Source organism: Natronomonas aquatica (assembly GCF_024449025.1).
Classification (GTDB): Archaea; Halobacteriota; Halobacteria; order Halobacteriales; family Haloarculaceae; genus Natronomonas; species Natronomonas aquatica.
In genome coordinates this window covers 39554-62826 of the sequence record NZ_JAHLKM010000009.1, presented here as the reverse complement: position 1 = coordinate 62826, position 23273 = coordinate 39554, and the positions used below count along the sequence as shown (strand labels likewise).

The 23273-nt window shown below is 67.7% G+C and carries 20 protein-coding genes and 1 pseudogene; 7 read left to right on the top strand and 14 right to left on the bottom strand.

The genetic code is table 11. The features are described 5' to 3' along the window. Positions 1 to 41 precede the first annotated feature (41 nt). From KM295_RS08870 to cobN, 3 genes are read right to left on the bottom strand one after another with little or no spacing between them, the layout of a single operon-like run. Positions 42 to 791 carry a cobalt-precorrin-7 (C(5))-methyltransferase gene (locus KM295_RS08870; RefSeq protein WP_256029586.1) on the bottom strand — a complete coding sequence of 250 codons (750 nt, stop codon included), beginning with the start codon at positions 789 to 791 and terminating at the stop codon, positions 42 to 44. After that, entirely contained in the window at positions 788 to 1480 is a 693-nt protein-coding gene (locus KM295_RS08865; RefSeq protein ID WP_256029585.1) for a precorrin-8X methylmutase, read from the bottom strand. The genes KM295_RS08870 and KM295_RS08865 overlap by 4 nt, the downstream gene beginning before the upstream one ends. Continuing rightward, complete coding sequence (cobN, locus tag KM295_RS08860) at positions 1473 to 5348, bottom strand: cobaltochelatase subunit CobN (protein WP_256029584.1); 3876 nt, start codon at positions 5346 to 5348, stop codon at positions 1473 to 1475. The genes KM295_RS08865 and cobN overlap by 8 nt, the downstream gene beginning before the upstream one ends. Before the next feature lie 34 nt (positions 5349 to 5382). Between cobN and KM295_RS08855 the strand changes: the two genes are divergently transcribed. From KM295_RS08855 to KM295_RS08835, 5 genes are all read left to right on the top strand, one after another. Then, positions 5383 to 7482 carry a VWA domain-containing protein gene (locus KM295_RS08855; protein WP_256029583.1) on the top strand — a complete coding sequence of 700 codons (2100 nt, stop codon included), beginning with the start codon at positions 5383 to 5385 and terminating at the stop codon, positions 7480 to 7482. 57 nt (positions 7483 to 7539) lie between these two features. Beyond that, a complete protein-coding gene (locus KM295_RS08850) occupies positions 7540 to 7725 on the top strand; it encodes a CbtB domain-containing protein (RefSeq protein ID WP_256029582.1) in 186 nt (61 codons plus the stop codon). Between the two features lie 3 nt (positions 7726 to 7728). Further along, the gene (locus tag KM295_RS08845; RefSeq protein WP_256029581.1) at positions 7729 to 8463 is read left to right on the top strand and encodes a CbtA family protein; all 735 of its coding nucleotides are present in this window, start codon (positions 7729 to 7731) and stop codon (positions 8461 to 8463) included. After that, a complete protein-coding gene (locus tag KM295_RS08840; protein WP_256029580.1) occupies positions 8463 to 8795 on the top strand; it encodes a (2Fe-2S) ferredoxin domain-containing protein in 333 nt (110 codons plus the stop codon). The genes KM295_RS08845 and KM295_RS08840 overlap by 1 nt, the downstream gene beginning before the upstream one ends. A gap of 63 nt (positions 8796 to 8858) precedes the next feature. Next, entirely contained in the window at positions 8859 to 10055 is a 1197-nt protein-coding gene (locus KM295_RS08835; RefSeq protein WP_256029579.1) for an MFS transporter, read from the top strand. A 53-nt stretch (positions 10056 to 10108) separates the two neighbouring features. Here KM295_RS08835 and KM295_RS08830 read toward each other — a convergent pair whose 3' ends face one another. From KM295_RS08830 to lipA, 7 genes and pseudogenes are all read right to left on the bottom strand, one after another. Beyond that, the gene (locus KM295_RS08830) at positions 10109 to 10522 is read right to left on the bottom strand and encodes a putative toxin-antitoxin system toxin component, PIN family (RefSeq protein WP_256029578.1); all 414 of its coding nucleotides are present in this window, start codon (positions 10520 to 10522) and stop codon (positions 10109 to 10111) included. Beyond that, on the bottom strand, positions 10506 to 10781 hold the full coding sequence (locus KM295_RS08825; protein WP_256029577.1) for an AbrB/MazE/SpoVT family DNA-binding domain-containing protein: 276 nt from the start codon (positions 10779 to 10781) through the stop codon (positions 10506 to 10508). The genes KM295_RS08830 and KM295_RS08825 overlap by 17 nt, the downstream gene beginning before the upstream one ends. A gap of 168 nt (positions 10782 to 10949) precedes the next feature. Next, positions 10950 to 11693 carry a DNA polymerase sliding clamp gene (locus tag KM295_RS08820; RefSeq protein ID WP_256029576.1) on the bottom strand — a complete coding sequence of 248 codons (744 nt, stop codon included), beginning with the start codon at positions 11691 to 11693 and terminating at the stop codon, positions 10950 to 10952. A 100-nt stretch (positions 11694 to 11793) separates the two neighbouring features. Next, entirely contained in the window at positions 11794 to 13320 is a 1527-nt protein-coding gene (locus KM295_RS08815) for a 2-oxo acid dehydrogenase subunit E2 (protein ID WP_256029575.1), read from the bottom strand. 1 nt (position 13321) lies between these two features. Next, the gene (locus tag KM295_RS08810; RefSeq protein ID WP_256029574.1) at positions 13322 to 14320 is read right to left on the bottom strand and encodes an alpha-ketoacid dehydrogenase subunit beta; all 999 of its coding nucleotides are present in this window, start codon (positions 14318 to 14320) and stop codon (positions 13322 to 13324) included. A gap of 10 nt (positions 14321 to 14330) precedes the next feature. Next, a pseudogene (locus KM295_RS08805) lies at positions 14331 to 15090 on the bottom strand (thiamine pyrophosphate-dependent enzyme). Positions 15091 to 15203: 113 nt separating this feature from the next. After that, on the bottom strand, positions 15204 to 16124 hold the full coding sequence (gene lipA / locus KM295_RS08800; RefSeq protein WP_256029573.1) for a lipoyl synthase: 921 nt from the start codon (positions 16122 to 16124) through the stop codon (positions 15204 to 15206). A gap of 109 nt (positions 16125 to 16233) precedes the next feature. Between lipA and KM295_RS08795 the strand changes: the two genes are divergently transcribed. Together KM295_RS08795 and KM295_RS08790 are read left to right on the top strand one after the other, a co-directional pair. Then, entirely contained in the window at positions 16234 to 18621 is a 2388-nt protein-coding gene (locus KM295_RS08795; RefSeq protein WP_256029572.1) for a DEAD/DEAH box helicase, read from the top strand. A 111-nt stretch (positions 18622 to 18732) separates the two neighbouring features. Continuing rightward, entirely contained in the window at positions 18733 to 19317 is a 585-nt protein-coding gene (locus KM295_RS08790) for a response regulator transcription factor (RefSeq protein WP_256029571.1), read from the top strand. Here the strand turns inward: KM295_RS08790 and KM295_RS08785 are convergent. Genes KM295_RS08785 through KM295_RS08770 form a run of 4 tightly spaced genes read right to left on the bottom strand, consistent with a single transcriptional unit; the run spans position 19311 to position 23273 of the window. Next, the gene (locus KM295_RS08785; RefSeq protein WP_256029570.1) at positions 19311 to 19976 is read right to left on the bottom strand and encodes a cytochrome c biogenesis CcdA family protein; all 666 of its coding nucleotides are present in this window, start codon (positions 19974 to 19976) and stop codon (positions 19311 to 19313) included. The two genes, KM295_RS08790 and KM295_RS08785, sit on opposite strands and share 7 nt — an antisense overlap. 2 nt (positions 19977 to 19978) lie before the next feature. Further along, positions 19979 to 20548 (bottom strand): TlpA family protein disulfide reductase, encoded by a 570-nt coding sequence (locus tag KM295_RS08780; protein ID WP_256029569.1) that lies wholly within the window; start codon positions 20546 to 20548, stop codon positions 19979 to 19981. Position 20549: 1 nt separating this feature from the next. Continuing rightward, on the bottom strand, positions 20550 to 21227 hold the full coding sequence (locus tag KM295_RS08775) for an SCO family protein (protein ID WP_256029568.1): 678 nt from the start codon (positions 21225 to 21227) through the stop codon (positions 20550 to 20552). A 57-nt stretch (positions 21228 to 21284) separates the two neighbouring features. After that, positions 21285 to 23273, bottom strand: coding sequence for a helix-hairpin-helix domain-containing protein (locus KM295_RS08770; RefSeq protein ID WP_256029567.1), 1989 nt, complete (start codon positions 23271 to 23273; stop codon positions 21285 to 21287).

The window sequence follows — 23273 nt, the reverse complement described above, 5'->3', positions numbered from 1 at the left end:
CACGTCCCGACCGCCGAAAGCGTCGCCCCGCCCCTGTACCGCTACCGTCGGACGGCGAGCACCGACAGATCCGAAAACGCCGTTTCCTCCCTGTCGTCGATATCGGCGGCCAGCCCGGAAAGCGTCGTCCGCGTGACCGTCTCGTCGTTGTGGGTCAGCCGCTCGAAGACTACCGCCCGACAGTCCGGCGCGCCGGCCTCGAGCAGCCGGTGGGCGATCCGCTCGGGCATCCAATCGAAGGGTCGCGGGAGCACGAGCAGGTGCCGCTCGCCGACGTCGCGCTGTAGCCGTTCGAGGTCGGCCTCGATCGGGCCGCTCTTGTGGAGCGTGACGAACGTACTGTCCTCCATCGGCGTCCGGGCCCGGGAGGCGGCGATCTGCAGCGAGGAGATCCCGGGGATCACCGAGACCGGCCGGCCGATCGCGGATTCGACCTTGCCGACGAACTGATACCCGGAGTGGTTCGGATCGCCCATCAGGACGGCCGTCCCGCTCGCGTCGCCCTCGATCCGATCGGCGAACGCGGCCAGCACCTCAGGTTCGTCCTCGTACCCACAGGTCAGCGCCTCACCGGTGATCTCGTCCTCGACGAACCCGACGACGGTCTCGAACCCGACGACGACGTCGGCCTCGCGGATCGCCCGCGCGCCCCGCCGAGTGAGATATTCGGGGTTGCCGGGACCGATCCCGACGGCGTAGACCGGCTCGGACGCCTCCGCCCGGTCCGTTTCTTCGGGCGCCTCGGACGCGAACGCGCCGGGGTCGTCCGGAAAATCGACGCTCTCTGTCATTCCGTCAACTCCAGTTCACCGTTACGAACGTCGCTGGCGACGTGTATCAGTTCGTTCGTCAGCCCGGCCGCCAGCCCGCTACCGCCGCGTCTGCCGACGTTCGTGATCGCCGGCACGCCGAACTCGGCACAGACCTCCCGGATCCGCGTTCGGCTCTCGGCGGCCTTGACAAACCCGACGGGGGTGGCGACGACGACGGCCGGCCGGGTGCCCTGCTCAATGCAATCGGCCAGCGCCAGGGCGGCCGTCGGGGCGTTCCCGATCGTCGCGATCGCCCCGTCGTAGACGCCTTCCCTGTCCAGCTCCAGCACCGACGCCGCCGTCCGGGTCATCCCCGTCTCCTCGGCCAACTCGGCGCCGTTGCCGATCGCCTTCCGGACCGGACAGTCGTGGCCCCGTCCCGTGATCCCGGCTTTGACCATCGTGATGTCGGTGACGATCGGCCGCTCCCCGAGGACGGCTTCGGCGCCCGCCCGCACGGGCTTCGATTCGTCGCTCCCGGTAAACCGCATCAGATACTGGAACTCCTCGTCGCCCGTGGCGTGGACCGACTTCGCTTTGATCCGGTCGGCGAGCGTCTCCTGTGGGACCAGTTCGTGGACCCTGTCCATGCTCGTCTCGGCGATCTCCATCGCGTCGGCGGTCGTCGCGCCGAGATCGGCGTACGCTTCGAAGTCCTCGTCAGTCATCGCCCGTCACCTCCCCGATCGCGTCGGGACGGGACGAACGCTCCTCGAGGTCACCGTCGACCTGCAGGTTGAGATCGGTCAGCCGCTCTTCGGTCTCGCTGTCGGCGTCCCACAGCCCACGATCGATCGCCTCCAAGAGTGTGTCAGTGATCGACTCCAGCGCCCAGGGGTTCACCTCCCGCATCCACTCCTGGCGCTCCTCGTCGAAGGCGTACCGGTCGGCCACCTCGCCCCACAGCGTGTCGCTGACGACGCCGGTCGTCGCGTCCCACCCCAGCGTCACGTCGACGGTCTTCGAGAGATCGCCCGCGCCTTTGTACCCGTGTTCCTCCATCGACTCCAGCCACGCGGGGTTGAGCACGCGGGAGCGCATCGCCTTGCGAACCTTCTCCTCGTTGGTGTACACCGAAACGTTGTCCGGATCCGAGGAGTCGCCGACGTATGAGGCGGGCTCTTCGCCCGAGACTTCGGCGACGGCGGTGATGAAGCCGCCGTGGAAGGCGTACCAATCGGAGGAGTCGAACTCGTCCTGTTCCATCGTGTCCTCGATTTTGACGGTCGCCTCGACGCTGCCGAGACGCCGCCGGAAGGCGTCGTGGTCCTCCGAGACCCGCCCCCGCGAGCCGAGGGCGTAGCCCCCCCACTGGACGTACACCTCGGCGAGATCGGAGCGGTCGTCCCAGTTGCCCTCGTCGACGGCCTTGTTCGTGCCGGCTCCGTAGCCGCCGGGTCGGGTCGTAAAGACCCGCGGCATGGCGGCGTCGCGGGCGTCCTCTCTGTCCATCCCTCCGGCTTCCAGTTCCTCGGCCTCCTCTTCGACGTGTTTCTTCACGTAGTTCATCTCGTGGGGTTCCTCGAGGTCGACGACGGCCTCGACGGCGTCGTGGATGACGCCCGCCGCCTGCGGGAACGCGTCCCGGAAGAGCCCGGAGACGCGGGTCGTCGCGTCGACGCGCGGCCGGCCCAGCTCGTCGAGGTCGATCGGCTCGACGTCGTCGATCCGGCCGGCATCGGTCCAGACCGGCCGGACACCCATCGCCGCGAGCACCTGGGCGATCGTCTCCCCGCGGGTCCGAACCGTCGGCGTCCCCCAGGCGACGACGCCGATCTCCTCGGGGTAAGCGTCGTGTTCGTCGTGATGTCGAGTCAGCGTCCCTTCCGCGACTTCTTTGCCGACCTCCCAGGCCGATTTCGCGGGCACTTTCCGGGGATCGAGCGTGTAGAAGTTCCGGCCCGTCGGCAAGAGGTCGACGCCCCCTCTGGTCGGCGCGCCCGATCCGCCGGGGGGGACGTACTCGCCGTTCAGGGCGTCCGCCGTCTGTGGGATCTCCGCCTCGGCGCCGGCGACGCGAGGGGCGGCCTCCTCGCAGATGTACGCGAGCGCCTCGCGCAACTCGTCGTGTGCGCCGCCCTTCACGCGGGCGTCCCCGAGCGCGTCGACGTCGACGACCATGAGGTTCATCGTCGTCTCGTCGTCGGGGCCGGCGTCGGGTTCGGCTTCGGGCACGTCGAAGTCGTGGGCGGCGAGCGTCCCGACTAGCTCGACGCTCAGTTCGTGCACCTCGTCGGCCGCCTCGGCGTAGGTCATCCCCAGGGTCTCGTCGTACTCGCCGGGGGAATCGAGCATCCGGTCGTAGTCGACGCCCAACACGCCCGCGACCGACTCCCGGAGCGACGGCGCGCCCGGGTTCTCCAGCCGCGTCAGCGCGACGAGATACTCGATCAGTCGGTCGTCTTCGGGCGGTTCGCCCATCGTGTGCAGCCCCATCCGGATCTGGGTCGTCTTGACGTCCGTCAGGTAGGCGTGGACGCGCTCGATCAGTTCGTCGATGTCTACGTCCTCACCTTCGACTGTCCCCTCGGCGAGCGTCGTCCCGGCCTCCTCGGGGCCGCGGACGTCGACGGCCTCGTCGATCTCCCCGTCGATACCCAACTCGACGGCGAGATCCAGCTCGTCGATCTTCTCGCGGACGAGTCGCTCGACCGTCTCGCCGGCCTCGCTGCCGGCCTCGCGGTACTGGTCGGCGAGTTCCTCCAGTTCGGCCAGCTCGTCGTAGGTGCCGGCGTTCGCCATCGGCGGCGTCAGGTAGTCGACGACGGCGGCGTACGAGCGCCGTTTCGCCTGGGTGCCCTCGCCGGGGTTGTTGACGATGTACGGATAGACGTTCGGCAGGTCGGAAACGAGCGCGTCGGGGGCGCTCTTGCCGTCCAGCCCGACCGTCTTCCCCGGCAGCCACTCCAGGGAGCCGTGCGTGCCGAGGTGGACGACGGCGTCGGCGGCGAACTCGTTGCGGAGCCACGCGTAGAAAGCGTAATAATCGTGCGGCGGCTGGAGATCCGAGTCGTGATACACCTTTTCGGGATCCATCCCGAACCCTCGTGGCGGCTGGACCGTCACGAGGACGTTGCCGAACTCGATGCCCGGGATCGCGAAGGGCCGGTCCGGCGGATCGCCCCACTCCTCGGTGACGTTTCCGCGGAACCCGCTGTCGGCGTCGTTCCACCACGTGTCGTATTGCTCCGGGGAGACCACGTCGACCGAGAGATCACGGACGTCCTCGGGGGCGACCCACCGGTCGTCGAGGGTCAACTGCGAAGTGAGCGTTCCGACGAGGTCCTCCCCCGAGTCGGGGAACCGATCGCCAAGGTCGTAATCCCGGGCGCGTAGCTCCGAGAGCAGGTTGACCGTCGATTCCGGGGAGTCCAGCCCGAAGGCGGTCCCGATCCCGTCGTCGCTCGGCGGGTAGTTGTGCAAAACGACGGCGACGTTCTTCTCGTCGTTCGGGGTGTATCGGAGTTCGGCCCAGTTGACCGCGAGCGAGGCGGCGTGGTCGATCCGGTCCTCGATCGGGAAGTGCTGTTTCGGCGCGCTGCCGATCCCCGCGTCGTCGTCGGTCCGCTCTTTGCCCGAGATCGGATGCGTGATGACGTTGCCGTCGAACTCGGGGAGTGCCACCGAAAGGGCGAGTTCGAACCCCATCACGCCGGTGTCGCTGGATTCGTACCGCGACCGCGAGCGCATCGTCGTGACGGTCTGGATGACGGGTACGCCGAGGCGTTTCAGGAACACCTCCTCGGCGTCGCTCCCTTCGTCGTTCGCCTCGCGACCGCGCTCGGCCATCGACAGCGAGAACATGAAGGACGAACAGACCGCATCGACGAGCGGTTCGTCGGCCCCGTCGGTCAGCCAGTTGTCGACGACCCATTCGGCGTCCTCCTGCTCGTCGCTGTCCGTGACGGGGTTACAGAACACCGGTAGCGCGTTCGCGCCCTCGCGTTCGATCGCACGGACCAAGGCATCGACGTAGCGGGTGTTCTCGTGGGTCCAGTGGGATTCGTAGAACCAGACGGCGACCGTCGGTCGATCGCCATCGAGCGTCGCGTAGAGTTCCTCGACGGAGACGCCCGGGTGATCCGGGTGATAGACGCCCTCGGTCGGCAGCGAGACGGGGTCGTCGTAGGCTACCTCCTCGGCGGTAAAGCGGTCGGTCAGGTACCGGACGGCGTTCGCCAGGTTCGCACTGCCGCCCCGCTCGAGATACTCGCCGACGGTCTCTCTGACGCTTCCGGGGACGGTCGTGTCCTCGATCGCGAAGGCGTCGCCGGTCGCCTTGATCGCGACGGGGACCCCCGCCTCGTAACAGCGCTCGAGTACCCGGTCGTAGCCGGGCATGCTGTCTTTCCCCCCGTGGAGCCACAGGACGGCGACGTCGCAGTCCGACAGTTCCTCACAGAACGTCTCGACGTCGTCGGGTTCGTCGAGGTCGCTCTCGGAGCGAACGACGAGGTCGGTATCGACCTCGCCGGCGGCGCGCTGTAACGCGCCGAGTTCGTTCTCGGTCGCGGTGTAGAGTCCGATCCGTGGCATAACGTTAATAAACTCCAGTTGTGCTAATACAACTGTGTTTGATCCCGCCCCCGTGAAAAGCGTTTCCACGCCGTTCGGCGCGGTCGTCGGCCAGGAACGGCTGAAGGAGGCGCTTCTCGCCGTCGCGGTCGACGACGGCCTCGATGGCCTGCTCGTCACCGGCGAGAAGGGGACGGCCAAATCGACGCTCGTCCGGGGGCTGGCGGATCTCCTGCCCGATCAGCGGGCCATCGCCGACTGCCCGTATAGCTGTCCGCCCGACGACCGGTCCCGACAGTGCGAGTCGTGTCGCGAGCGGGCGACGTTTCCCGTCGAGACCCGTTCCGTCCCGCTCGTGACGCTCCCGCTGGGGGCCACCAGAGAGCGCGTCGTCGGGACGCTCTCGGTCTCGGACGCGCTGGCCGGCGAGGCCTCCTTCGACCCCGGACTGCTCGCCCGCGCCAACCGGGGGCTGTTGTACGTCGACGAGGTGAACCTGCTGGACGATCACCTCGTGGACGTGTTGCTGGACGCCGCGGCCTCCGGCGAGAACCGCGTCGAGCGCGACGGCGTCAGCGTCTCCCATCCCGCCGAGTTCACGCTCGTCGGGACGATGAACCCCGAAGAGGGCGATCTCCGGCCCCAGCTCCGGGATCGCTTCGCGCTCTCGGTCGAAATCGAGGGCGAACGCGACATCGAGGACCGCATCGCCATCATCGACAGCGACCTGGAGGGTTCGGCGCCGGTCGAGGACGACACCGACCGCCACCACGAGCGTCTGCGTTCGGCCCGGGATCTCCTCGAGGCGGTTTCGCTGGCCGACGAACAGAAACGCGAGATCGCCGCCCTCTGTCTCGACGCGGGCGTCGACGGCCACCGGGCGGACATCGCGACCGCCCGGGCGGCCCGTGCGCTCGCGGCCCTCGACGGTCGCCCGACGGTCACCGACGGCGACATCCGGCGGGCGGCCGAGTACGCCCTGGCCCACCGGATGCGGTCGACCCCCTTCGAGGACGCCCCCGACGCCGCGGACGTGATCGACGATCGGTTCGACGACGAGGAAAGCGGGGCCGACGACCCGGAGCGAGAGAACGGAGATGCCGGTGAAGCCGACAACGGAGATACTGATGGGTCTGCCGGCGAAGCAGGCTCCGAGACCGATCCGTCCGGACCCGATGATCGCGATACCGACGCCGGCTCTGACTCCGATACCGATGGCGGCGATCCCGCCGATGAAGACGAAGAGAACAGCATGGAACCGCCGAGAGCCGAGGGTGCCACAGAGACGTCGTCCGAGTCCGGAGTCGGGGACGAGGCCGGCTCCGGAAACGAGGACGACGCCGACGGAGGGGACGGTAGCGAGGACGCCAAGCCCCTCGTTCCGGGCCAGCCCCGCGGGCCCGCCGACGCCGCCGCGCCGGAGATTGACCCTCCCGAGGCCGAGTCCGGAACCGGATCCGGCCGGGCGCAGGCGGCGCCCTCGACCGGAAACAGGGGGCCTCGCGTCCGGACGGAGACGGCCGACCCCGACGGCCCGATCGACGCCGCCGCCTCGGTTCGGGCCGCCGCGACCCGCGGGGGCGACCGCATCGAGAAACGCGACCTCCGGCAGTCGGTCCGGGCCGGGGCCGGCGACGCCCTCGTCGTCTTCGCGGTCGACGCCAGCGCCTCGATGCGTCCCGCGATGGCGGCGGCCAAAGGCGTCACGCTCGAACTGCTGGAGGGCGCCTACACCGAACGCGACAGCGTCGCCGTCGTCGCCTTCGCCGGCGACGGCGCGGAGGTCGTCCTCCCGCCGACCGACTCGGTATCGCTGGCTGCCCGCCACCTCAAGGACCTCCCGACCGGCGATACGACGCCGCTGCCGGCCGGCCTCCGGACCGCGGCGTCGGTGATCGACCGGGCCGCCCCCGAGACCGCGGTCGCCGTCGTCGTCTCCGACGGCCGGGCCAACGCGGCGGCGAACCCGACGGCGGAGACCCGAGAGGCCGCCGAATCCCTCGCTTCGACCGGTGCGGGCGTGGTCTGTGTCGAGGCGAGCGAGGAACGCGGCTTGCTCGCCGACGTCGTCGAGGCGACGGACGGGACGCTCGTTCCGCTCGATTCCCTGACGCCCGAACGCGTCGAGGCGGCGCTCGCCCGCTCGCGGGAGTGACTCTCACGCTCGACCCAAAGCTTTACAACCTCAGTTTCAGTAAGACAAGTATAATTTATGAACGCGAACGACACCGTCTCCGATCGGTTCGAACTCGCTCGCGGCGAACTGACGATGGCACAGATCGCGGCCGGACTGGCTTTCGGCGCCGCGATCGTCTTCGCGCTGTTGTTCCTCCAGGAGCCGCTCGCCCACGACGCGACCCACAGCTTCCGGCACGCCGCCGGCGTCGTCTGTCACTGAGGGATGATCCACGAGTACTTCCAGCGCGGCGTCGCTGCCGGGGTGATCGCGGGCCTCGCCTACGGGCTGTATATGATGTTTGTCGGCAATCCCCTCAGTGAGTACGTCGAAGCGGCGGCCGGCGGCCACGAGGGTGGCCACGCCCACGGGGGCGCCGGCAGTCTCGTCCCCGAGACGACGACGGCGGCCGTCAGCGCGACGAGCGGCGTGCTGTGGGCGGTCCTTCTCGGCGGCGCCTTCGCCGTCGCGCTCTATCTTCTCGAGCCGGCCCTCCCCGGGCGCGGCGACGTGAAAGCCTACGTTCTCGCCGGTGTGGGCTTTTTCAGCGTCTCCGTGACGCCGTGGCTCGTCTTCCCGCCCGCGGCCCCCGGTGCGGTTTATCAGTACCCGATCGACACCCGGATCGCCGTCTATCTCGGACTCGTCGTCGTCGGGGTCGGCCTCTCGGCGGCCGCCATCGGCGCCTACAAGCGCTTCGCACCGCGTCACGTCGGGCTGGGGGTCCTTGCCGGTTCGGCACCGATCCTCGTCGCCGTCGTCGTCCTGCCGGTTCTGGCACCGACCGCCGCGACACATCCGGATCTCCCCGCCGATCTCGTCGCCGCCTACCGGGGACTCGTCGTCCTCAGTCAGGCGGCGCTGTGGCTGTTGCTCGCCGGGGCGTTCACCCGACTGCGGCGGTGGGCCGACGGTGACCGGTCGGCTGCCTCGACCGAAAAGGCGCTTTCGAACCTCTGATGGAACGACGCACCGACCAACAGACGACCAGGCTCGCGGCTCACGTCTTCGTCTGTACCAACGAACGCGACTCCGAGTACGTCGCCTGCGCCGAGGTCGACGGCGAGGCGACGCTTTCGGCGGTCCGGTCGTGGCTCCGCGAACGCGACGCCTTCTGGTCGCCGATCGGCGTCTCGGCGACCGACTGTCTCGGCCTCTGCAGCGAGGGCGGGACCGCGATCACGATCCAGCCGCGAAACGAGTGGTACGCCGAGGTCCGACCGGAAGACGTTCCGGACCTCCTGGCGGACGCCTTCGGTCCGGACGCCGACCGGGTGACACGACCCGAGTGAACTCCGGAAGTTAGCAAGATTCAAGCCCCCGACGGGGGGAGTTCGGAACGGTTGATCCCACCCGTGCGCTACGTCTCTGCCCCCAAATCTGTAGCTCTCGATCTCTGGAGCGAGGGCCGCGGACCGATGCTGATCGCCATCGCGTTCGGCTGGTTCCTCTCGATCAGCGTCCGGATGATCTATCCGTCCCTGCTGCCCTATCTGCGCACCGCCTACGGGCTGTCTCTCACGACCGCCGGGCTCCTGTTGTCCGTCCTGTGGGTCGCCTACGGTCTCGGCCAACTCCCCGGCGGGCTGCTCGCCGACCGGGTCGGGGAACGGCTCCTGTTGATACTGAGTTCGCTGATCGCCGCCGGCATGCTCACGCTCGTCGTCGTCGCGGACTCGCCCGTCGTCCTGTTCGTCGGGACGTCGCTTTTCGGCCTGGGGACGGCGATGTACGGCGTCTCCCGGTTTACGATCCTGAAAGACATCTACCCCGACCGGCTCGGGACCGCGACCGGCGTGACGATGGCGGCGGGGGACATCGGCAACGCGGTGATGCCGCCCGCCGCCGGGATCCTCGCGGCCACCGTCGCCTGGCAGTACGGCTTCAGCTTCGCGGTCCCGCTTTTCCTTCTGGCGGCGGCGGGGCTGTGGCTTTTCCTCCCGGCGCGATCCGCCGTGCCGTCCCCGACCGACAGCGCGTTCGATCCCGGGGAGATCGTCTCGATGCTGCGCCAGCGGGTCGTCGTCCACGCGGCCGTCCTGCTCGTGCTATGGGAGGCGATCCTGCAGGCGTTCATCGGTTTCTATCCGACCTACCTCATCGACGTCGAGGGGCTCTCCGCGTCCGTCGCGACCGGGCTGTTCGGACTGTTCTTCGCGTTCGGCGGGCTGGTAAAGCTCCTCTCGGGGCGGGCCTACGACCGGATCGGCGTCCGGTACCCGCTGGCGGCGCTTATGAGCGTCACCGCGGTCGGCATCGCCGCGATCCCGTTCGCGTCGGGGCTCCCGTCGTTCGTCGCGATCACGGTCCTCGCGAGCGGTATCCTGGGGAGCGAGACGGTCGTCATCTCGGATCTGACCGGGCGGCTTTCGGAGAACTCGCGGGGGGCGAAACTCGGGAGCCTGCGGACCTTCTACATCATGCTCGGCGCGCTGAGTCCCGTCGTCTTCGGCGGGGCCGCCGATCTAGGGCACTTCGACGAGGCGTTCCTCGGGGTCGCCGTACTGACCGGCGGGGTCGTCCTGTACGTGCTGTACTATATCGACTACTAACCGATCGAGGGCCTCCAAAGACATAGACTCACACCGTACTTACACTGAGGCGTTCACGCTGATTCGAGCTGTTCGTAGAACGTTCGAGGATCGACGATCTCGATACCGCGGAACGAATCCAATTCGAGGAGGTGCCGATCACCGGAGACAACGTAATCGACGTTGCCAGCAACAGCGGCTTCGAGGAACTTGTCATCGTCCGGATCGGCTTCAACAGCGGTGATCTCTTCGTCCGGTTCGACGAACTCCGCGAAGTAGCGGATCGTCTCGACCTCCTGTTGGACTTCGTCCTCGTCCATTCCGAAACGATCCGGATACTTGAGGAGCGTTTCGCGAAATTCCATAAGCGTCGCGACGGAGACAATGATCTGATACTCGCCGCTGAAACCTTTGACAGCGATGTCGTGTGGGACGCCGGTCGCGATAACGCTGGAGATGAGTACGTTCGTATCAAGAACCGCCTTCATCGAAAGATCCTCGCGCTTGATGTACTAATTCACTGACCTCCTCCATCGAAAGATCGACCGTCTCAGATCGCTCCTCGACCCGCTGTTGGAACTCCTCGACGGACGGGAGTTCGAGTTTCTTCAGGACGAGCCCGTAGTCGGTCGGGACGACCATCAGCTTCGTCCCCTTCTCGAGCCCGAACTGTTTACGCAGCCGGCTCGGGATCGTGATCTGTCCCTTCGAGGTCACGGTGGTTACTTCGGGATCGTCGGTACTCATTGAGGTGTCCTCGCGTAAGAATTCCTTACGCACCGGCTTGAATCCACCGGTCGTTACACTCAAACAGGGCACAGAAAGCGAGAGCGGTCGACTAGGAACGACCGGATCGATGGCCTTGAAGCCCTCGGTAATATCTCGAACTGTACTAATCGGCTCGATACCCCCTTATCAGTCGCTCTGGATGCGCGGCGCGAGCATGAACGTCACGTGGCCGTCGCCCTCCGCGAACCCGAAGTGGAGTTTCACGGGGAACTCCTCGCCGAGTTCCATCGTCACCTCGGCGTCCTTCGGGATCGCCTTGTTCATGTCCTTCAGGTAATCCAGAGAGAACAGCGACCGGGCCTCCCCGGCGGTGAGATCGATCAGGTCCTCCTGGCCGAGTTCGAGGTGGACGTCGTCGGTGTCGCCCTCGGCGTCGACGTAGAACTGTTCGGCGTCGGCGTCGACGCCCAGAGCGATGTGATCCGAGACCATGTCGGCGGCAGTGACCGCCCGGGAGATGTCTTTGCCCTCGATGACGATCTCCGCGGAGAGATCCAGATCCGGGAGATCCGGCTCCTGTCGGATCGAGTCGGGATCGATGAGCGCGAGGGTGTACTCCAGCCCGTCCAGCGAGATGTGGAGCTTGCGCGTCTCCTCGTCGAGTTCCAGATGGACCAGCTGGCCCGAGTCGGCCATCCCGACGATGTCCTCGAGGCGATCGAGGTTGACGCCGATGATCCCGCCGTCGGTCTCGTAGGATTCGAAGGCGCTCGCCGAAAGCTCCATGTCGACCATCCCGACGTTCGCCGGATCGACCGCCCGGATCGCCAGCCCCTCCTCCTCGAGGCGGATCTTGCACTCGTCGACGAGCACGCTGACGGAGTCGAGCGCCGCCCCGAGCGTGTCCGCGCTCACGATAGCCTTGAACATATACGTCTCCCTTCTGCCCGCCCCCTAAAAAATCGTCCTATTGTGTTTCTCGTTCGCACGCGCTCGAACGCCGCCGTGTGTCGCCGATCCGCCCCGAGTCTCACTCCAAGAGCAGAAGCTCCGGCGAGCGCAGATGCTCCTTGACGGTGTTGACGAACTGTGCGGCGTCGGCGCCGTCGACGACGCGGTGATCGACCGCAAGCGACATCGTCATCACGTGGCGGGGGACGATCTCCCCGTCGACGACGCGCGGTTTCTCCTTGATCGCGCCGAGCCCGAGGATCGCCGTCTCGGGGTAATTGATGATCGGGTTGGCGTACTCGCCGCCGATCGCGCCGAAGTTCGTGATCGAGAAGGTCCCGCCCCGCATCTCATCGGGAGAGATCGACCGGTCGCGGGCCTTCCCGATCAACTCGTTCATCTCGTCGGCGATCTCGAGCAGGCCCTTCCGGTCGGCGCTTTCGACGACCGGCACCATCAGGCCGGCGTCGGTCGCCGTCGCGACGCCGACGTTGTACTCCCCGCGGAGGACGATCTCCTCGTTTTCCTCGTCGAGCTGGGAGTTGAGGATCGGGTACTCCCTGAGCCCGGCCACGACAGCCTTGATAACGAACGGCATATACGAGAGGTCGCTCCCCCGCTCTTCGGCGCGGTCCTTGAGCCGTCCCCTGGCTTCGACGAGGGCGGTCACGTCGACCTCGTCGTGGTGGGTGGCGTGGGGGACGGTCGATTTCGAGCGCTCCATCTGCTGGCCGATGGTCCGTCTGATTCCCCGGTAGGGGATCCGCTCGTCCTCGCCGGCGGCGCCGGCGGTTCCCCGGTCGGCTCCCGCCTCGCTTCCCGCCGAGACGGCCTCGGCGTCGGCCGCCTGCGCCCGCTTTTGGGCCTCCGCGTAGGCATCGATCTCGGCGGGCGTGACGAACGGCTCGCCGTCCCTCGTCCGGTCGGTCGGGACCGAGTCGATGTCGATCCCCTCCTCGTCGGCGAGCTTTCTGGTCGCCGGCGCCGCGAGCGTCCGGTCGCGGTCGGCGGCCTCGGCCGGTTGGACGTCTTCGCCCGCTTCGTCCTCGTCGACCGCCCTGACTGCCGATTCCGTCGCGTCGGTCGCCGTCGATCCCGCCGTTTCGGGTTCGCTTTCGGCGTCGGCGTCGGCCGCCTCGGCGGCGGCACGAACGTCACCTTCGGTGATCCGCCCGCCCGGCCCGCTGCCCTCGACGGCCTCGATGTCGACCTCGAGTTCGCGGGCGAGCCGCCGCGTCGAGGGCGCGGCGAAGGTCCGGCCGCCCGTCTCGGTGTCGGCGTCGGCGTCCGCGTCGGCCGGTTCCGCGCTCGTCTCGGCCTCCTGTTCGGCTTCCGTTTCGGCGTCCGCTTCTATCTCCTCTTTCTCGCCGTCGACGTCGAACGTGATTATCACCGTCCCGACCGGCACCATCTCGCCCTCCTCGGCGAGGATCTCCCTGACGGTCCCGTTCACCGGCGCGGGCACCTCGACGACCGCTTTGTCCGTTTCGACCTCCGCGACCGGCTGGTCCTCGGAAACCCGGTCGCCTTCCTCGACAAGCCAGCTGACGATCTCGGCCTCGGTCAACCCCTCGCCGACGTCCGGAAGCTTGAATTCGCGGACCATCTCAGGCCCCCACCGCCTCTCTGATGGCGTCCTCGATCCGCGTGTCCTCCGGCAGGTAGTAGTCCTCCAGGGCGTACAGGGGATAGGGGACGTCGAAGCCGGTGACGCGTTCGATCGGTGCCTCCTGGTAGTACAGCGCCTCCTCGTTGATCGTCGCGGTGATCTCGCCGGCGAGCCCGCCCGTCTTGGGCGCCTCGTGGACGATGACTGCCCGCCCCGTCTTTTTGAACGATTCGACGATCGCCTCCCGGTCCATCGGCGACAGCGTCCGCATGTCGACGACCTCACACTCGATGCCGTCACCGGCGACCGACTCGGCCGCCGCAATTGTCGGCCGCGTCATCGCGCCCCAGGTGAACACCGACACGTCCGAGCCCTCCCGTCGAACCGCGGCCTCCCCGAGTTCGACCGTGTAGGGTTCCTCGGGGACGTCCTCGCGGAACGCCCGGTAGATGAGCTTCGGTTCGAGGAAGATCACCGGATCGGGATCTCTGATCGAGGCGGCCAACAGCCCCTTGGTGTCGTAGGGGGTCGAGGGGATGACCACTTTCAGGCCGGCCTCGTGGACGTAAATGGCCTCCTTCGATTCGGCGTGGTGTTCGGGTGCCCGGATGCCGCCGCCGTAGGGGGCTCGAACGACCATCGGACAGGTGAACTGCCCCCGCGATCGGGTCCGCAGTCGGGCGGCATGCGAGACGATCTGATCGAAGGCGGGGTACATGAACCCCGAAAACTGGATCTCCGGGACCGGTCGGAGGCCGTAGGCCGCCATCCCGATCGCCGTGCCGACGATCCCCGACTCGGCGAGCGGCGTGTCGATGACCCGGTCTTCGCCGAACTCCTCTATGAGCCCTTCGGTCGCCCGGAAGACACCGCCGTTCTCGCCGACGTCCTCCCCGATGACGAGGACGTCGTCGTCGCGTTCCATCTCGCTTTTCAGTCCATCGCGGACGGCCTGTACCAGCGTCAGATTCTGTGTGCTCGCTTCCTGTGTGCTCATGATCGTACTCTCACTCCAGTAGTGTCTCGTCGCCGTAGCGGTCTCCCAGCCCTTCGAGGTGTGCGGCCTGCTCGTCGAGTTCCTCGGTCCGTTCGGCGCAGACGTGATCGAACATCGCCGCCGCGACTCGCTCGTCGTCGAGGATCCCACGCTCTCCGAGGACCGTCTCCAGCCGCGCGATCGGGTCCTTCTTTTTCTAGCGTCCGGCCTCCGCCTCCTCGCGGTAGACCGACGGATCGTCGGCCGTCGTGTGCGCGCCGGGGTGGTACTGGACCGCCTCGACCAGCGTCGGTCGCCGCGTCGGGGTGTTTCGCCTTCTGTGCCAGCGTCGCCGAGGCGGTCTGTTTCTCCCGCGGCACCGAAATTGCCCACTGGTCGTCGTTACAGAAGAAGACGGCCGGCAGGACGTTCGACCCGGTGTGTCGGCTGCCGCGCTCGTCGCCCATCCAGTACTGGAGCGCCCGCTCGAGGCCGACGTCGCGCAGGTAGACGGCGGCGTGTTCGCGGTAGCTCGGAACCACCCAGTCATCGTCCGCGAGCGCCATCGCGCTGCCGACCCGTGCGGCCTCCTGTCCGGACAGCGGTGGAGACGTCCCCATCCGGCCCTGTCGCTGGAGGCTCACTGCCCGCTGATCGAACAGGCGGGCGAGCCGCATCGTACGGTACATCTCGACGAGTACCTCGTCGTCGAGGTCCGGGACTGTCGCTCCCTCGACGGCCGATCCTTCCTCGTCGAGTACCCGAACCTGATCCCGTTCGGGCGTACTCATGGCTCGCTCTGTCGTCGCATACGTCATCTGTCTGCGCCCGGTAGCATAGTAGTTATGTCGACCTGCGCTCCGGCGGGACGCCGTCGGTCGACGTTCCCTCACGGCTCGTCACGTCACCGGGCGGCGGCGCGGGCCGCCTCGACGCTCTTTCCGTCCCGCAACAGCGCCTCGACGAAGAGTTCACCCGCCTTGAACGAGGACCGCACCATCGGCCCCGACGCACAGTACAGAAAGCCCAACTCCTCCTCGGCGACGGCCTTCCAGACGTCGAAGGTGTCGGGGTGGACGTACTCGAAGACCTCCAGGTGCGACCGGGAGGGCTGGAGGTACTGGCCGAAGGTGACGATGTCGACCCCGATCTCTTCGAGGTCCGACAGCGTCCGGTAGACCTCGTGGTCGTACTCGCCGACGCCGAGCATGAGGCTCGTCTTGGCGTAGGCCTCCGAGTCGACGATCCGTTCGAGCACCGAAAGCGACTGCTCGTAGCCGGCCCGGCGGTCCCGGACGGGCCACTGGAGCCGTTCGACCGTCTCGACGTTGTGGGCGACGACGTCCGCCCCGGCCTCGACGATCGAATCGACCGCCTCGAGATCGCCCTGGAAGTCGGGGATCAGCGTCTCGACCAGGATCTCGGGGTCGTGCCGTTTGATCGCCCGAACCGTCTCAGCGAAGTGGGCGGCGCCGCCGTCCTCGAGATCGTCCCGGTCGACGGAGGTCAACACGACGTACTCCAGCCCGATCTCGGCGACCGCGCTGGCGACGTTTTCGGGCTCCTCGGGATCCAGCGGTTCCATCCCGCCGGTTTCGACGTCACAGAAGTTACAGCCCCGCGAGCAGCGATCGCCCATCAGCATGAACGTCGCCGTCCCGGGGCCGTTCCGGCCGCTCCAGCAGTCCCCGAGGTTGGGGCAGTTCGCCTCCTCACAGACGGTATGGAGGTTCCGGTCCCGCAGCGTCGATTTGATCTCCGTGAACCGCTCGCCGCTCGGCGGGCGGGACTTCAGCCACTCCGGCTTGCGCGGCCGACTGCTCATACTTCCCCCTTCGGGCCGCCGCACAAAAACGTACGGTCCTGGTGTGTCTCGACGGCACCACTCGCCCGCGACGGAAACGCCTATAGCCCCGGCACCCTCCGTTTCCCCCGTGGCAGGTCGCACCGAATACGAGACCGGAGTCGCCGTCGACGCCGTCCTCCCGGAGTTCGCCGACGCCTTCCCCTTCGAGACGTTCAACCGGATGCAATCGGAAGCGTTGCCGGCGATCGTCGACGGCGACGACAACGACAACGTCGTCGTCAGCGCGCCGACCGCGAGCGGCAAGACGGCGCTCGCCGAGGCTGCCATCTGCCGGACGCTCGAGGCGGGCGGGACCGCGCTCTTTTTGGCGCCGCTGCGGGCGCTGACGAACGAGAAGGAATCCGAATGGGAGCGCTTCGAGTCGCTGGGGTACTCGGTCTACGTCGTCACCGGCGAACGCGAGTTGACGCCCAGCCGCGCCGAGCGGGCCGACATCCTCGTGATGACGCCCGAGAAGGCCGACTCCGCGACCCGGAAACACGACTCTCCCCGCTATTCGTTCATCACGGACGTCGACTGCTGTGTCATCGACGAGGTTCACCTGCTCGATTCGGACCGCCGCGGGGCCGTCCTCGAGGTGACGATATCGCGGCTCCGGCGGCTCTGTGCGCCCCGGATCGTCGCGCTGTCGGCGACGATGCAGAACGTCGACGACGTCGCCGAGTGGCTCGACGCCCCGCCGGCGTGTACCTTCGCGTTCGGTGACTCCTACCGGCCGGTGCCGCTGTCGGCGTCCGTCGAGACCTACGCCCACGGCGACAACGCCTTCGCCGACAAGTACCGCCGGCTCTATCGAGCGCTGGATCTCGCGGGGCCGCACATCGAGGACGGCGGGCAGGCGCTGGTCTTCGTCGCCTCCAGACAGGACACCGTCCGGGCCGCCGAGAAAGCCAGAGACGAACTCGCAGAACGGGACATCGAGATCAGTTCACGGGGCGATTACGAGTACCACACCGAGGCCCGGGAGCTGGAAAACGACACGCTCAGACAGTCGGTCGTCGACGGCGTCGGCTTCCATCACGCCGGGCTCGCCAAGGACGACAAGGACCGCGTCGAGGCGTGGTTCAAGGCCGGGAAGATCCAGCTTCTGTTCTCGACGTCGACGCTGGCGTGGGGGGTCAACCTGCCGGCGCGGTGTGTCGCCATCCGTGATACCAAACTGCACGACCCCCTCGAGGGCGAGGTCGATATGAGCCCGCTGGATATCCTCCAGATGCTCGGCCGGGCCGGCCGCCCGGGCTATGATGACGCGGGCTACGCCCACGTGATCTGCGACGGGAGCGACGCCGATCGGTACCGGCGGCTGCTCGCGGACGGCAAGCCGATCGAGTCCCGGCTGGCCGAGGAGTTAGACACCCACCTGAACGCCGAGATCGCCCTCGGCGTCGTCGACGACATCGAGGACGTGATGGCGTGGCTCGAAACGACGTTCTACTACACGCGGGCCGCCAGCGCGCCCGATCAGTACGACGACAGCGCCTCGCTCCGGGACCGTGTCTCCTCGACGCTGCAGCGGCTGGTCGATGGGGGGTTCGTCGATCAGTCGGGGCTGGAGATCGAGCCCACGGCGCTCGGCCGGCTCACCTCGCAGTTCTATCTGCGGCTCGACACCGCCGAGGCGTTTCATGCGCTGTGTGAGCGCACAAACGACGGGACGGCGATCGACGAGGCGGCCGTCCTCCGGACCGTCGCCGACGCCACGGAGTTCGACAGCGTCTCGGCGCGCAGAGACGAACGCGAGACGTTCGGGGCCGTCCTCGGCGGCGAGAGCGAGGACCTCGATCCCGGGAACAGGAAGGTGCTCGCGATCCTCCGGGCCGGGATGGCCGGGACGACCCCCGCGGAACTGCAAAGCGACGCGTGGGTCATCCGACGGAATGCGTTGCGGTTCCTGGCGGCGCTGCGGGCCTTCTGCGAGCGGTTCGCCGCCCCCCGGGACGCCAACCTCGTCCGGCGGATCGAGGCCCGGGTCGAACACGGGGTCTCGAGTGAGGCCGTCGGGCTGGTCGCTATCGGGGGCGTCGGCTCGGGGCGCGCCCACAAGCTGGCCCGTGAGGGGCTGACGGATCCGGCCGACGTCCGGGCGGCCGGCGTCGAGGGACTGGTCTCGGCGGGCCTCTCGGAGGGCGTTGCCGAGCGGATCCTCGAACAGGCCCGCGAGTTGCCGGCCCTCTCGATCGAGTGGGACGGCGTCCCCGACGCTATCGGGGCCGGCGAGAACACGATGGCCGAAGTGACGGTCCGAAACGACGGGGACGGCGACCCAGCCGGTCTCCGGGTGACGGTCAACGGCGTCGAGATGACCGCCGAAACGCGATATCTCGGCGAGACGACGCTGCCGGTCGGCGTCTTCGGCGGCGACGTCGAGGAACTCACCTACGAACTCGGGGTCGCGTTCCCCGAACTCCCGCTTTTGCCCGTCTCCGATCGCCGGACGGTCCGGGTCGATCCCTGACCGGCGGGCGCGTCCGGCCTCCGAGGTTTCCGTTCGCGGCTGTTTCGAGCGCTGAAACGGATGTCACTCGTATGTACGTCGAACGCGTCAATCCGGTATGGGGCGTTCATAATGGGTCACGGACCGACCGTCCTCGTCGTCGACGACGAGCCCGATCTCGCGGATCTGTACGCGGCCTGGATCGACGAGCAGTACGATATCAGGACCGCCTACGGGGGAGACGAAGCCTTCGACGCCCTCTGTTCGGGGATCGACGTCGCGCTCATCGACCGACTGATGCCGCGGACGTCGGGCGACGAACTGCTCTCGCACATCCGCGAGTCGGGCTACGACTGTCGGGTCGCGATCGTGACGGCCGTCGAGCCGGATTTCGATATCATCGGGATGGGGTTCGACGAGTACCTCGTCAAGCCGATCCGACGGGCGGAGATCAACGAGGTACTCGACTCCCTTGTGTCCCGATCGGAGTACGACGAAAAGCTACAGGAGTTTTTCGCCTTGGCCTCGAAACGGGCGGCGCTGCGGACTGAAAAGAACCCCCGCGAACTCGAAGAGAGCAACGCCTACGCGGAGCTAACCGCGGAGTTCGAGCGGCTCCGGGTCGAACTCGAGCGGACAGCCGACCAGCTCCGTCCCCGCGATCTCGAGGTAGAGATGCGACAGTTGCCCCAGACGACGTCCGGGTCGGATCAGTAGACGACCAAAGCGAGATACAGCTGTCCGATCCCCGCGAGTATCATCACGACGCCCGCGATCTTTTTCAGGCGCCCGGAATAGGTCATCAGCCGCCCGGCGTTCGTGAGCAGGCCCATCCCGGTTGCGACGGTGGTCGCGACCATCAGTGCGGCGACCGTCCCGGCGTAGGTGCCGACCAGCACGGCGGCGGATCCCGCCGGCAGCGTGAGCGCCCGCGCCATGATCGGGAGGAAAAACGGGGCCGAACAGCCCGCCCCGGCCAGCGCATAGCCCGCCCCGAAGAGCCCGAACCCGAACACGCTCGCCCGCCGTTTCGGCAGCGGTACGGATATCGACAGCCCGCGACCGGTCACGACCAGCAGGCCGAAGACGATGAGCAGCGCGCCGACGAGCGCCTCGAATACCGTGATATCGGAGAGCGCCGACTGGCCGACCCGGACGGCCGCCCCCGAGAGGGCGAGAAACGTCGCGAGGACGCCGATCCCCGCCGCCAGCCCGCGGGTCCCCGAACTGACGATCGAGACCTCCTCGGCGTCGGCCTGGTTCAGATAGAACCCGACGTAGCCGGGCAAAAGCGGGTACGCACACGGCGAAAAGAACGTGGCGATGCCGGCGGTGAGCGCGAACGGGACGTTGGTCGCGAGTGTCGCGTCGATCATCCCTAGAGAACGGCCTCGATCTCGGCGACGAGCTCGTCGGCGGTGTGGATGCCGGATTCGGACCACCGGAGCCGTCCGGCGGCGTCGATCACCGCCGCAGTCGGGTAGCCGCTGACGTTCGCTCTGGCGGCCAGTTCGGCGGTCGGATCCGCCCCGACCAGCCAGCCGCCGTCGTGTTCGGTCCACCACTCGGCGATCTCGGCTTCGGTCACCGACCGGCCGACGGCCTCGGTCGTGACCGAGACGAACAGAACCCGATCGCCGACCCGATCGTTGGCGTCCCCGAGTGCCGGCATCTGCTCGACGCACGGCGGACACCAGGTCCCGAAGAAGTCGACGAACGTCGGTCGGTCGGAGGCGGGGACCGCCACCTCGCCGTCCCGGCTCCCGGGTGCCTCGATCGTGTCGATCGTCATCGGTTCGACCGTCTCGGTGCCCTCGTCACTCGCCGTCGGATCGCCGGCGTCGTCGGACCCGCCGATCCCTGTGGGTGTCGCCCCGGCCGCGAACAGGGCTGCGCCGCCGATCGCGGCCGCACTCGCGACCCCGGCGACGAGTTCTCGGCGCCGCATCCTACGCGGTCACCACCCGCTCGAAGTCGGCTACGATGCGCTCGATGTCGACGGTCGAGCCGCTCGGGTACGCCCGCTCGACGACGCCCTGTTTGTTCGCGAGCAGTATGAGCCCGTAGTGGGGGAACGTGTACTCGAGGTTCTCGTAATCGCTGTCGTAGACCTTCTCGATTTTCAGCCCGAACTCCTCCTCGATAGCTGTCTGTCCGGCCTCGTAGCTCTCGGGCCGGAGGAAATGCCAGTTGCCGGCCTCGAGGTTCACACCCTGCTGGGTGGCGTACTCCTCGAGGACGGGCGCCGTGTCCCGCTCGGGGTCGAAGGTGATCGGGAGGAACGCGCTGTTCTCGATGTAACCCTCCTCGGCGGCGACTTCCTGGGCGCGCCGGAGCCGGAGGATGAGCGCCGGACAGACGCCGTCAGGACAGTTCGTATAGAAGAACGTCAACAGCATGGCTCGCTCGCCCTCGAAATCGCTCGTCGCGATCTCCTCGCCGGCGATCGGGTCGGAGAACTCGACCGCCGGCAGTTCGTCGCCGTGGCTCGGGTGGGCGGCCGCGCTCAGGTCCTGCTCGGGGGGATCGAGCACCGTCCGACCGCTTCCCCCCAGCACGCCGAGACAGCCGGCGGTCGCAACGGCGCCGGCGGCAGCGATCGATCGTAGCGAATCGCGGCGGTTCATATCCGAAGATACGGCCTGGCGCCAATGTGTGTTTTGGTCCGTTCGTCTAGGGATAGTTCAATCGCCTTCGGCGTCGAACTTCCCAAGCAGCTCGGAGTAGAACGGCGCCCCCTCGTTTTCGGCTAGCTTCTCGACGATGAGCTCCGGCGTCGACCGTGCCAGCTGGTTCTTGACCGGCGATCGGTTCACCCGCAGTTCGCCGTTTTCGAGCCCGATCGCCTCGATCCCGTCGACGGTCACGTCGACGTCCGCGGCCTCCCTGATCTCGCCGGCCAGATGCGAGACGAACACCGCCGTCGAGTCGCTCTCGGTCAACGATTCGAGGATCCCGGCGACGATCACGGCGCTGGCGCCCGGTTCAGTGATCGACTCGAGTTCGTCGACCAACACCAGCCGGGTCCGGTCGCTTTCGACCAGCGCGCCGAACTCCCGCAGCGTCGCCTCGAAGGCACCCGCATCGAGTGTGCCCTGCGTCTTGGCCTGATAGTGCAGCGCCTCGAAGCGCTGTACCCGGGCCCGTTCGGCCGGCACGGGCAGTCCCATCTGGGCCGCCACGACGACGACGCCGAGCAGATCTAGCGTCGAGGTCTTGCCGCCGCTGTTGACCCCCGAGAGCAACGAGACGCCCTCGACGGTGTAATCGACCGGTTCGACGTCCTCGAAGGGGACGTCCAGAAGCGGCGATCGCCCGCCCTCGATCTCGATGCCCTCGCCCTCGATCGCCGGGAACGTACACTCGAAGTCGCGCGCGAACCGCGAGACGGCGAGTTCGACGTCCAACTCCAGGGCGGCTCCGACGAGCGCCTCGGCCGGGTCCCGGAGCTCCCCGAGCCGTTCGGCCAGCTCCTGTTTCAGCCGGGCCGCACGGCGGTCGCGCTCGGCGATCAGTTCCTCCCGCAGTCGTTCGATCACTCGCTCGTCGTGTTCGACCGGGAACGTCGGTTCCTCGTTGAACGCGCCCCGTGCGAGCGACTCGTGGTCCGGAAGTTCGAGCGCACCCAGCAGCCGCTTTCGGGCCGATTCGATCGCGGCGGCGTACTCGTCGGCCAGTTCCCGTTCGAGAAGCGAATCGACGCCCGCGCCACGCTCGACGAGCGACAGCAGGTCCGTCCCCTCGATCGTCACGTCCCGCTTTTCGATCGCCTCCCGGAGCCGGTCGTTGGCCGCGTTTTCGGCCATCGAAACCGCGGCGTCGAGGTCGTCGATCGCGGTCCCGAGCCGCCGGAGCTGTTCGTCGCCGGTCACGCTTCCGTCCCCCTCGAGCCGTTCGAGAGCCCCCTCCAGGGCGTCGAGATCACAGGGCGCCTCCAGCCCCGCGGCGCGGTGGACGGCCGCCGCCGCCCGGAGCCGGTCGCCGTTCCGCGCGAAGAAAGCGAGCGCCCGTTCGGGGACGATCTCGGTCGGATCCGAGAGGGCGTCCGGCCGAACCCGGACGTCGCCGTCGATCTCGACGCCCGAAAACGCCTCGTCGAGGACGATAACCGTCGAGTATCCCCGGGCGAGATCCGCGATCCCGCGGGCGTCCTCGATCAACTCGACGCTCACTTCCGGAATGGCCTCCCGGGCTTCCGAGAACGTCTCGGCGTCGTTCGTCGCCAGACACCGATCTCTGACCTGTACGTCCCGGGGCGCCTCCAGCGGTTCGACGCCCGAAAGCGCTTCGAGGATTTCGGGACTCGGCTCCCGTTCGACCGCCCGCTCGGTAAACGCCCGGACCTCCGCGATCCGGTCGGCCGAGGCGCTCGGATAGAACGTCTCGAGCCGCTTTTCGCCGTACGCCGTGACTGCCCGGGCTTTGAGGGATTCGAGGATCGATCCGTAGAGTTCCTCGGCCCGATCCGTCGCAAGAAACTCCCCGGAATCGTCGTGGCGGTGTCTGATCGCCGCCCGGACGATCCGTGCGGCGCGACCGTCGGAGATCCCCGGCGCGCGTGCGATCTCTGCGACGTTTTCGGCTTCGAGAGCCTCCCGTGGATCGTCGAGTTCGGCCAGCCGTTCGGCCGTCTTCGCGCCGACGCCGTCGATCGCTTTCAGGTCCTCGAACAT

Coding starts and splice junctions, on each gene's coding strand:
- KM295_RS08840 (WP_256029580.1), top strand. CDS start 8,463: ATGGAACGACGCACCGACCAACAGACGACCAGGCTCGCGGCTCACGTC.
- KM295_RS08825 (WP_256029577.1), bottom strand. CDS start 10,781: ATGAGTACCGACGATCCCGAAGTAACCACCGTGACCTCGAAGGGACAG.
- KM295_RS08845 (WP_256029581.1), top strand. CDS start 7,729: ATGATCCACGAGTACTTCCAGCGCGGCGTCGCTGCCGGGGTGATCGCG.
- lipA (WP_256029573.1), bottom strand. CDS start 16,124: ATGAGCAGTCGGCCGCGCAAGCCGGAGTGGCTGAAGTCCCGCCCGCCG.
- KM295_RS08780 (WP_256029569.1), bottom strand. CDS start 20,548: ATGCGGCGCCGAGAACTCGTCGCCGGGGTCGCGAGTGCGGCCGCGATC.
- KM295_RS08850 (WP_256029582.1), top strand. CDS start 7,540: ATGAACGCGAACGACACCGTCTCCGATCGGTTCGAACTCGCTCGCGGC.
- KM295_RS08785 (WP_256029570.1), bottom strand. CDS start 19,976: ATGATCGACGCGACACTCGCGACCAACGTCCCGTTCGCGCTCACCGCC.
- KM295_RS08775 (WP_256029568.1), bottom strand. CDS start 21,227: ATGAACCGCCGCGATTCGCTACGATCGATCGCTGCCGCCGGCGCCGTT.
- cobN (WP_256029584.1), bottom strand. CDS start 5,348: ATGCCACGGATCGGACTCTACACCGCGACCGAGAACGAACTCGGCGCG.
- KM295_RS08790 (WP_256029571.1), top strand. CDS start 18,733: ATGGGTCACGGACCGACCGTCCTCGTCGTCGACGACGAGCCCGATCTC.
- KM295_RS08815 (WP_256029575.1), bottom strand. CDS start 13,320: ATGGTCCGCGAATTCAAGCTTCCGGACGTCGGCGAGGGGTTGACCGAG.
- KM295_RS08865 (WP_256029585.1), bottom strand. CDS start 1,480: ATGACTGACGAGGACTTCGAAGCGTACGCCGATCTCGGCGCGACGACC.
- KM295_RS08820 (WP_256029576.1), bottom strand. CDS start 11,693: ATGTTCAAGGCTATCGTGAGCGCGGACACGCTCGGGGCGGCGCTCGAC.
- KM295_RS08830 (WP_256029578.1), bottom strand. CDS start 10,522: ATGAAGGCGGTTCTTGATACGAACGTACTCATCTCCAGCGTTATCGCG.
- KM295_RS08870 (WP_256029586.1), bottom strand. CDS start 791: ATGACAGAGAGCGTCGATTTTCCGGACGACCCCGGCGCGTTCGCGTCC.
- KM295_RS08810 (WP_256029574.1), bottom strand. CDS start 14,320: ATGAGCACACAGGAAGCGAGCACACAGAATCTGACGCTGGTACAGGCC.
- KM295_RS08770 (WP_256029567.1), bottom strand. CDS start 23,273: ATGTTCGAGGACCTGAAAGCGATCGACGGCGTCGGCGCGAAGACGGCC.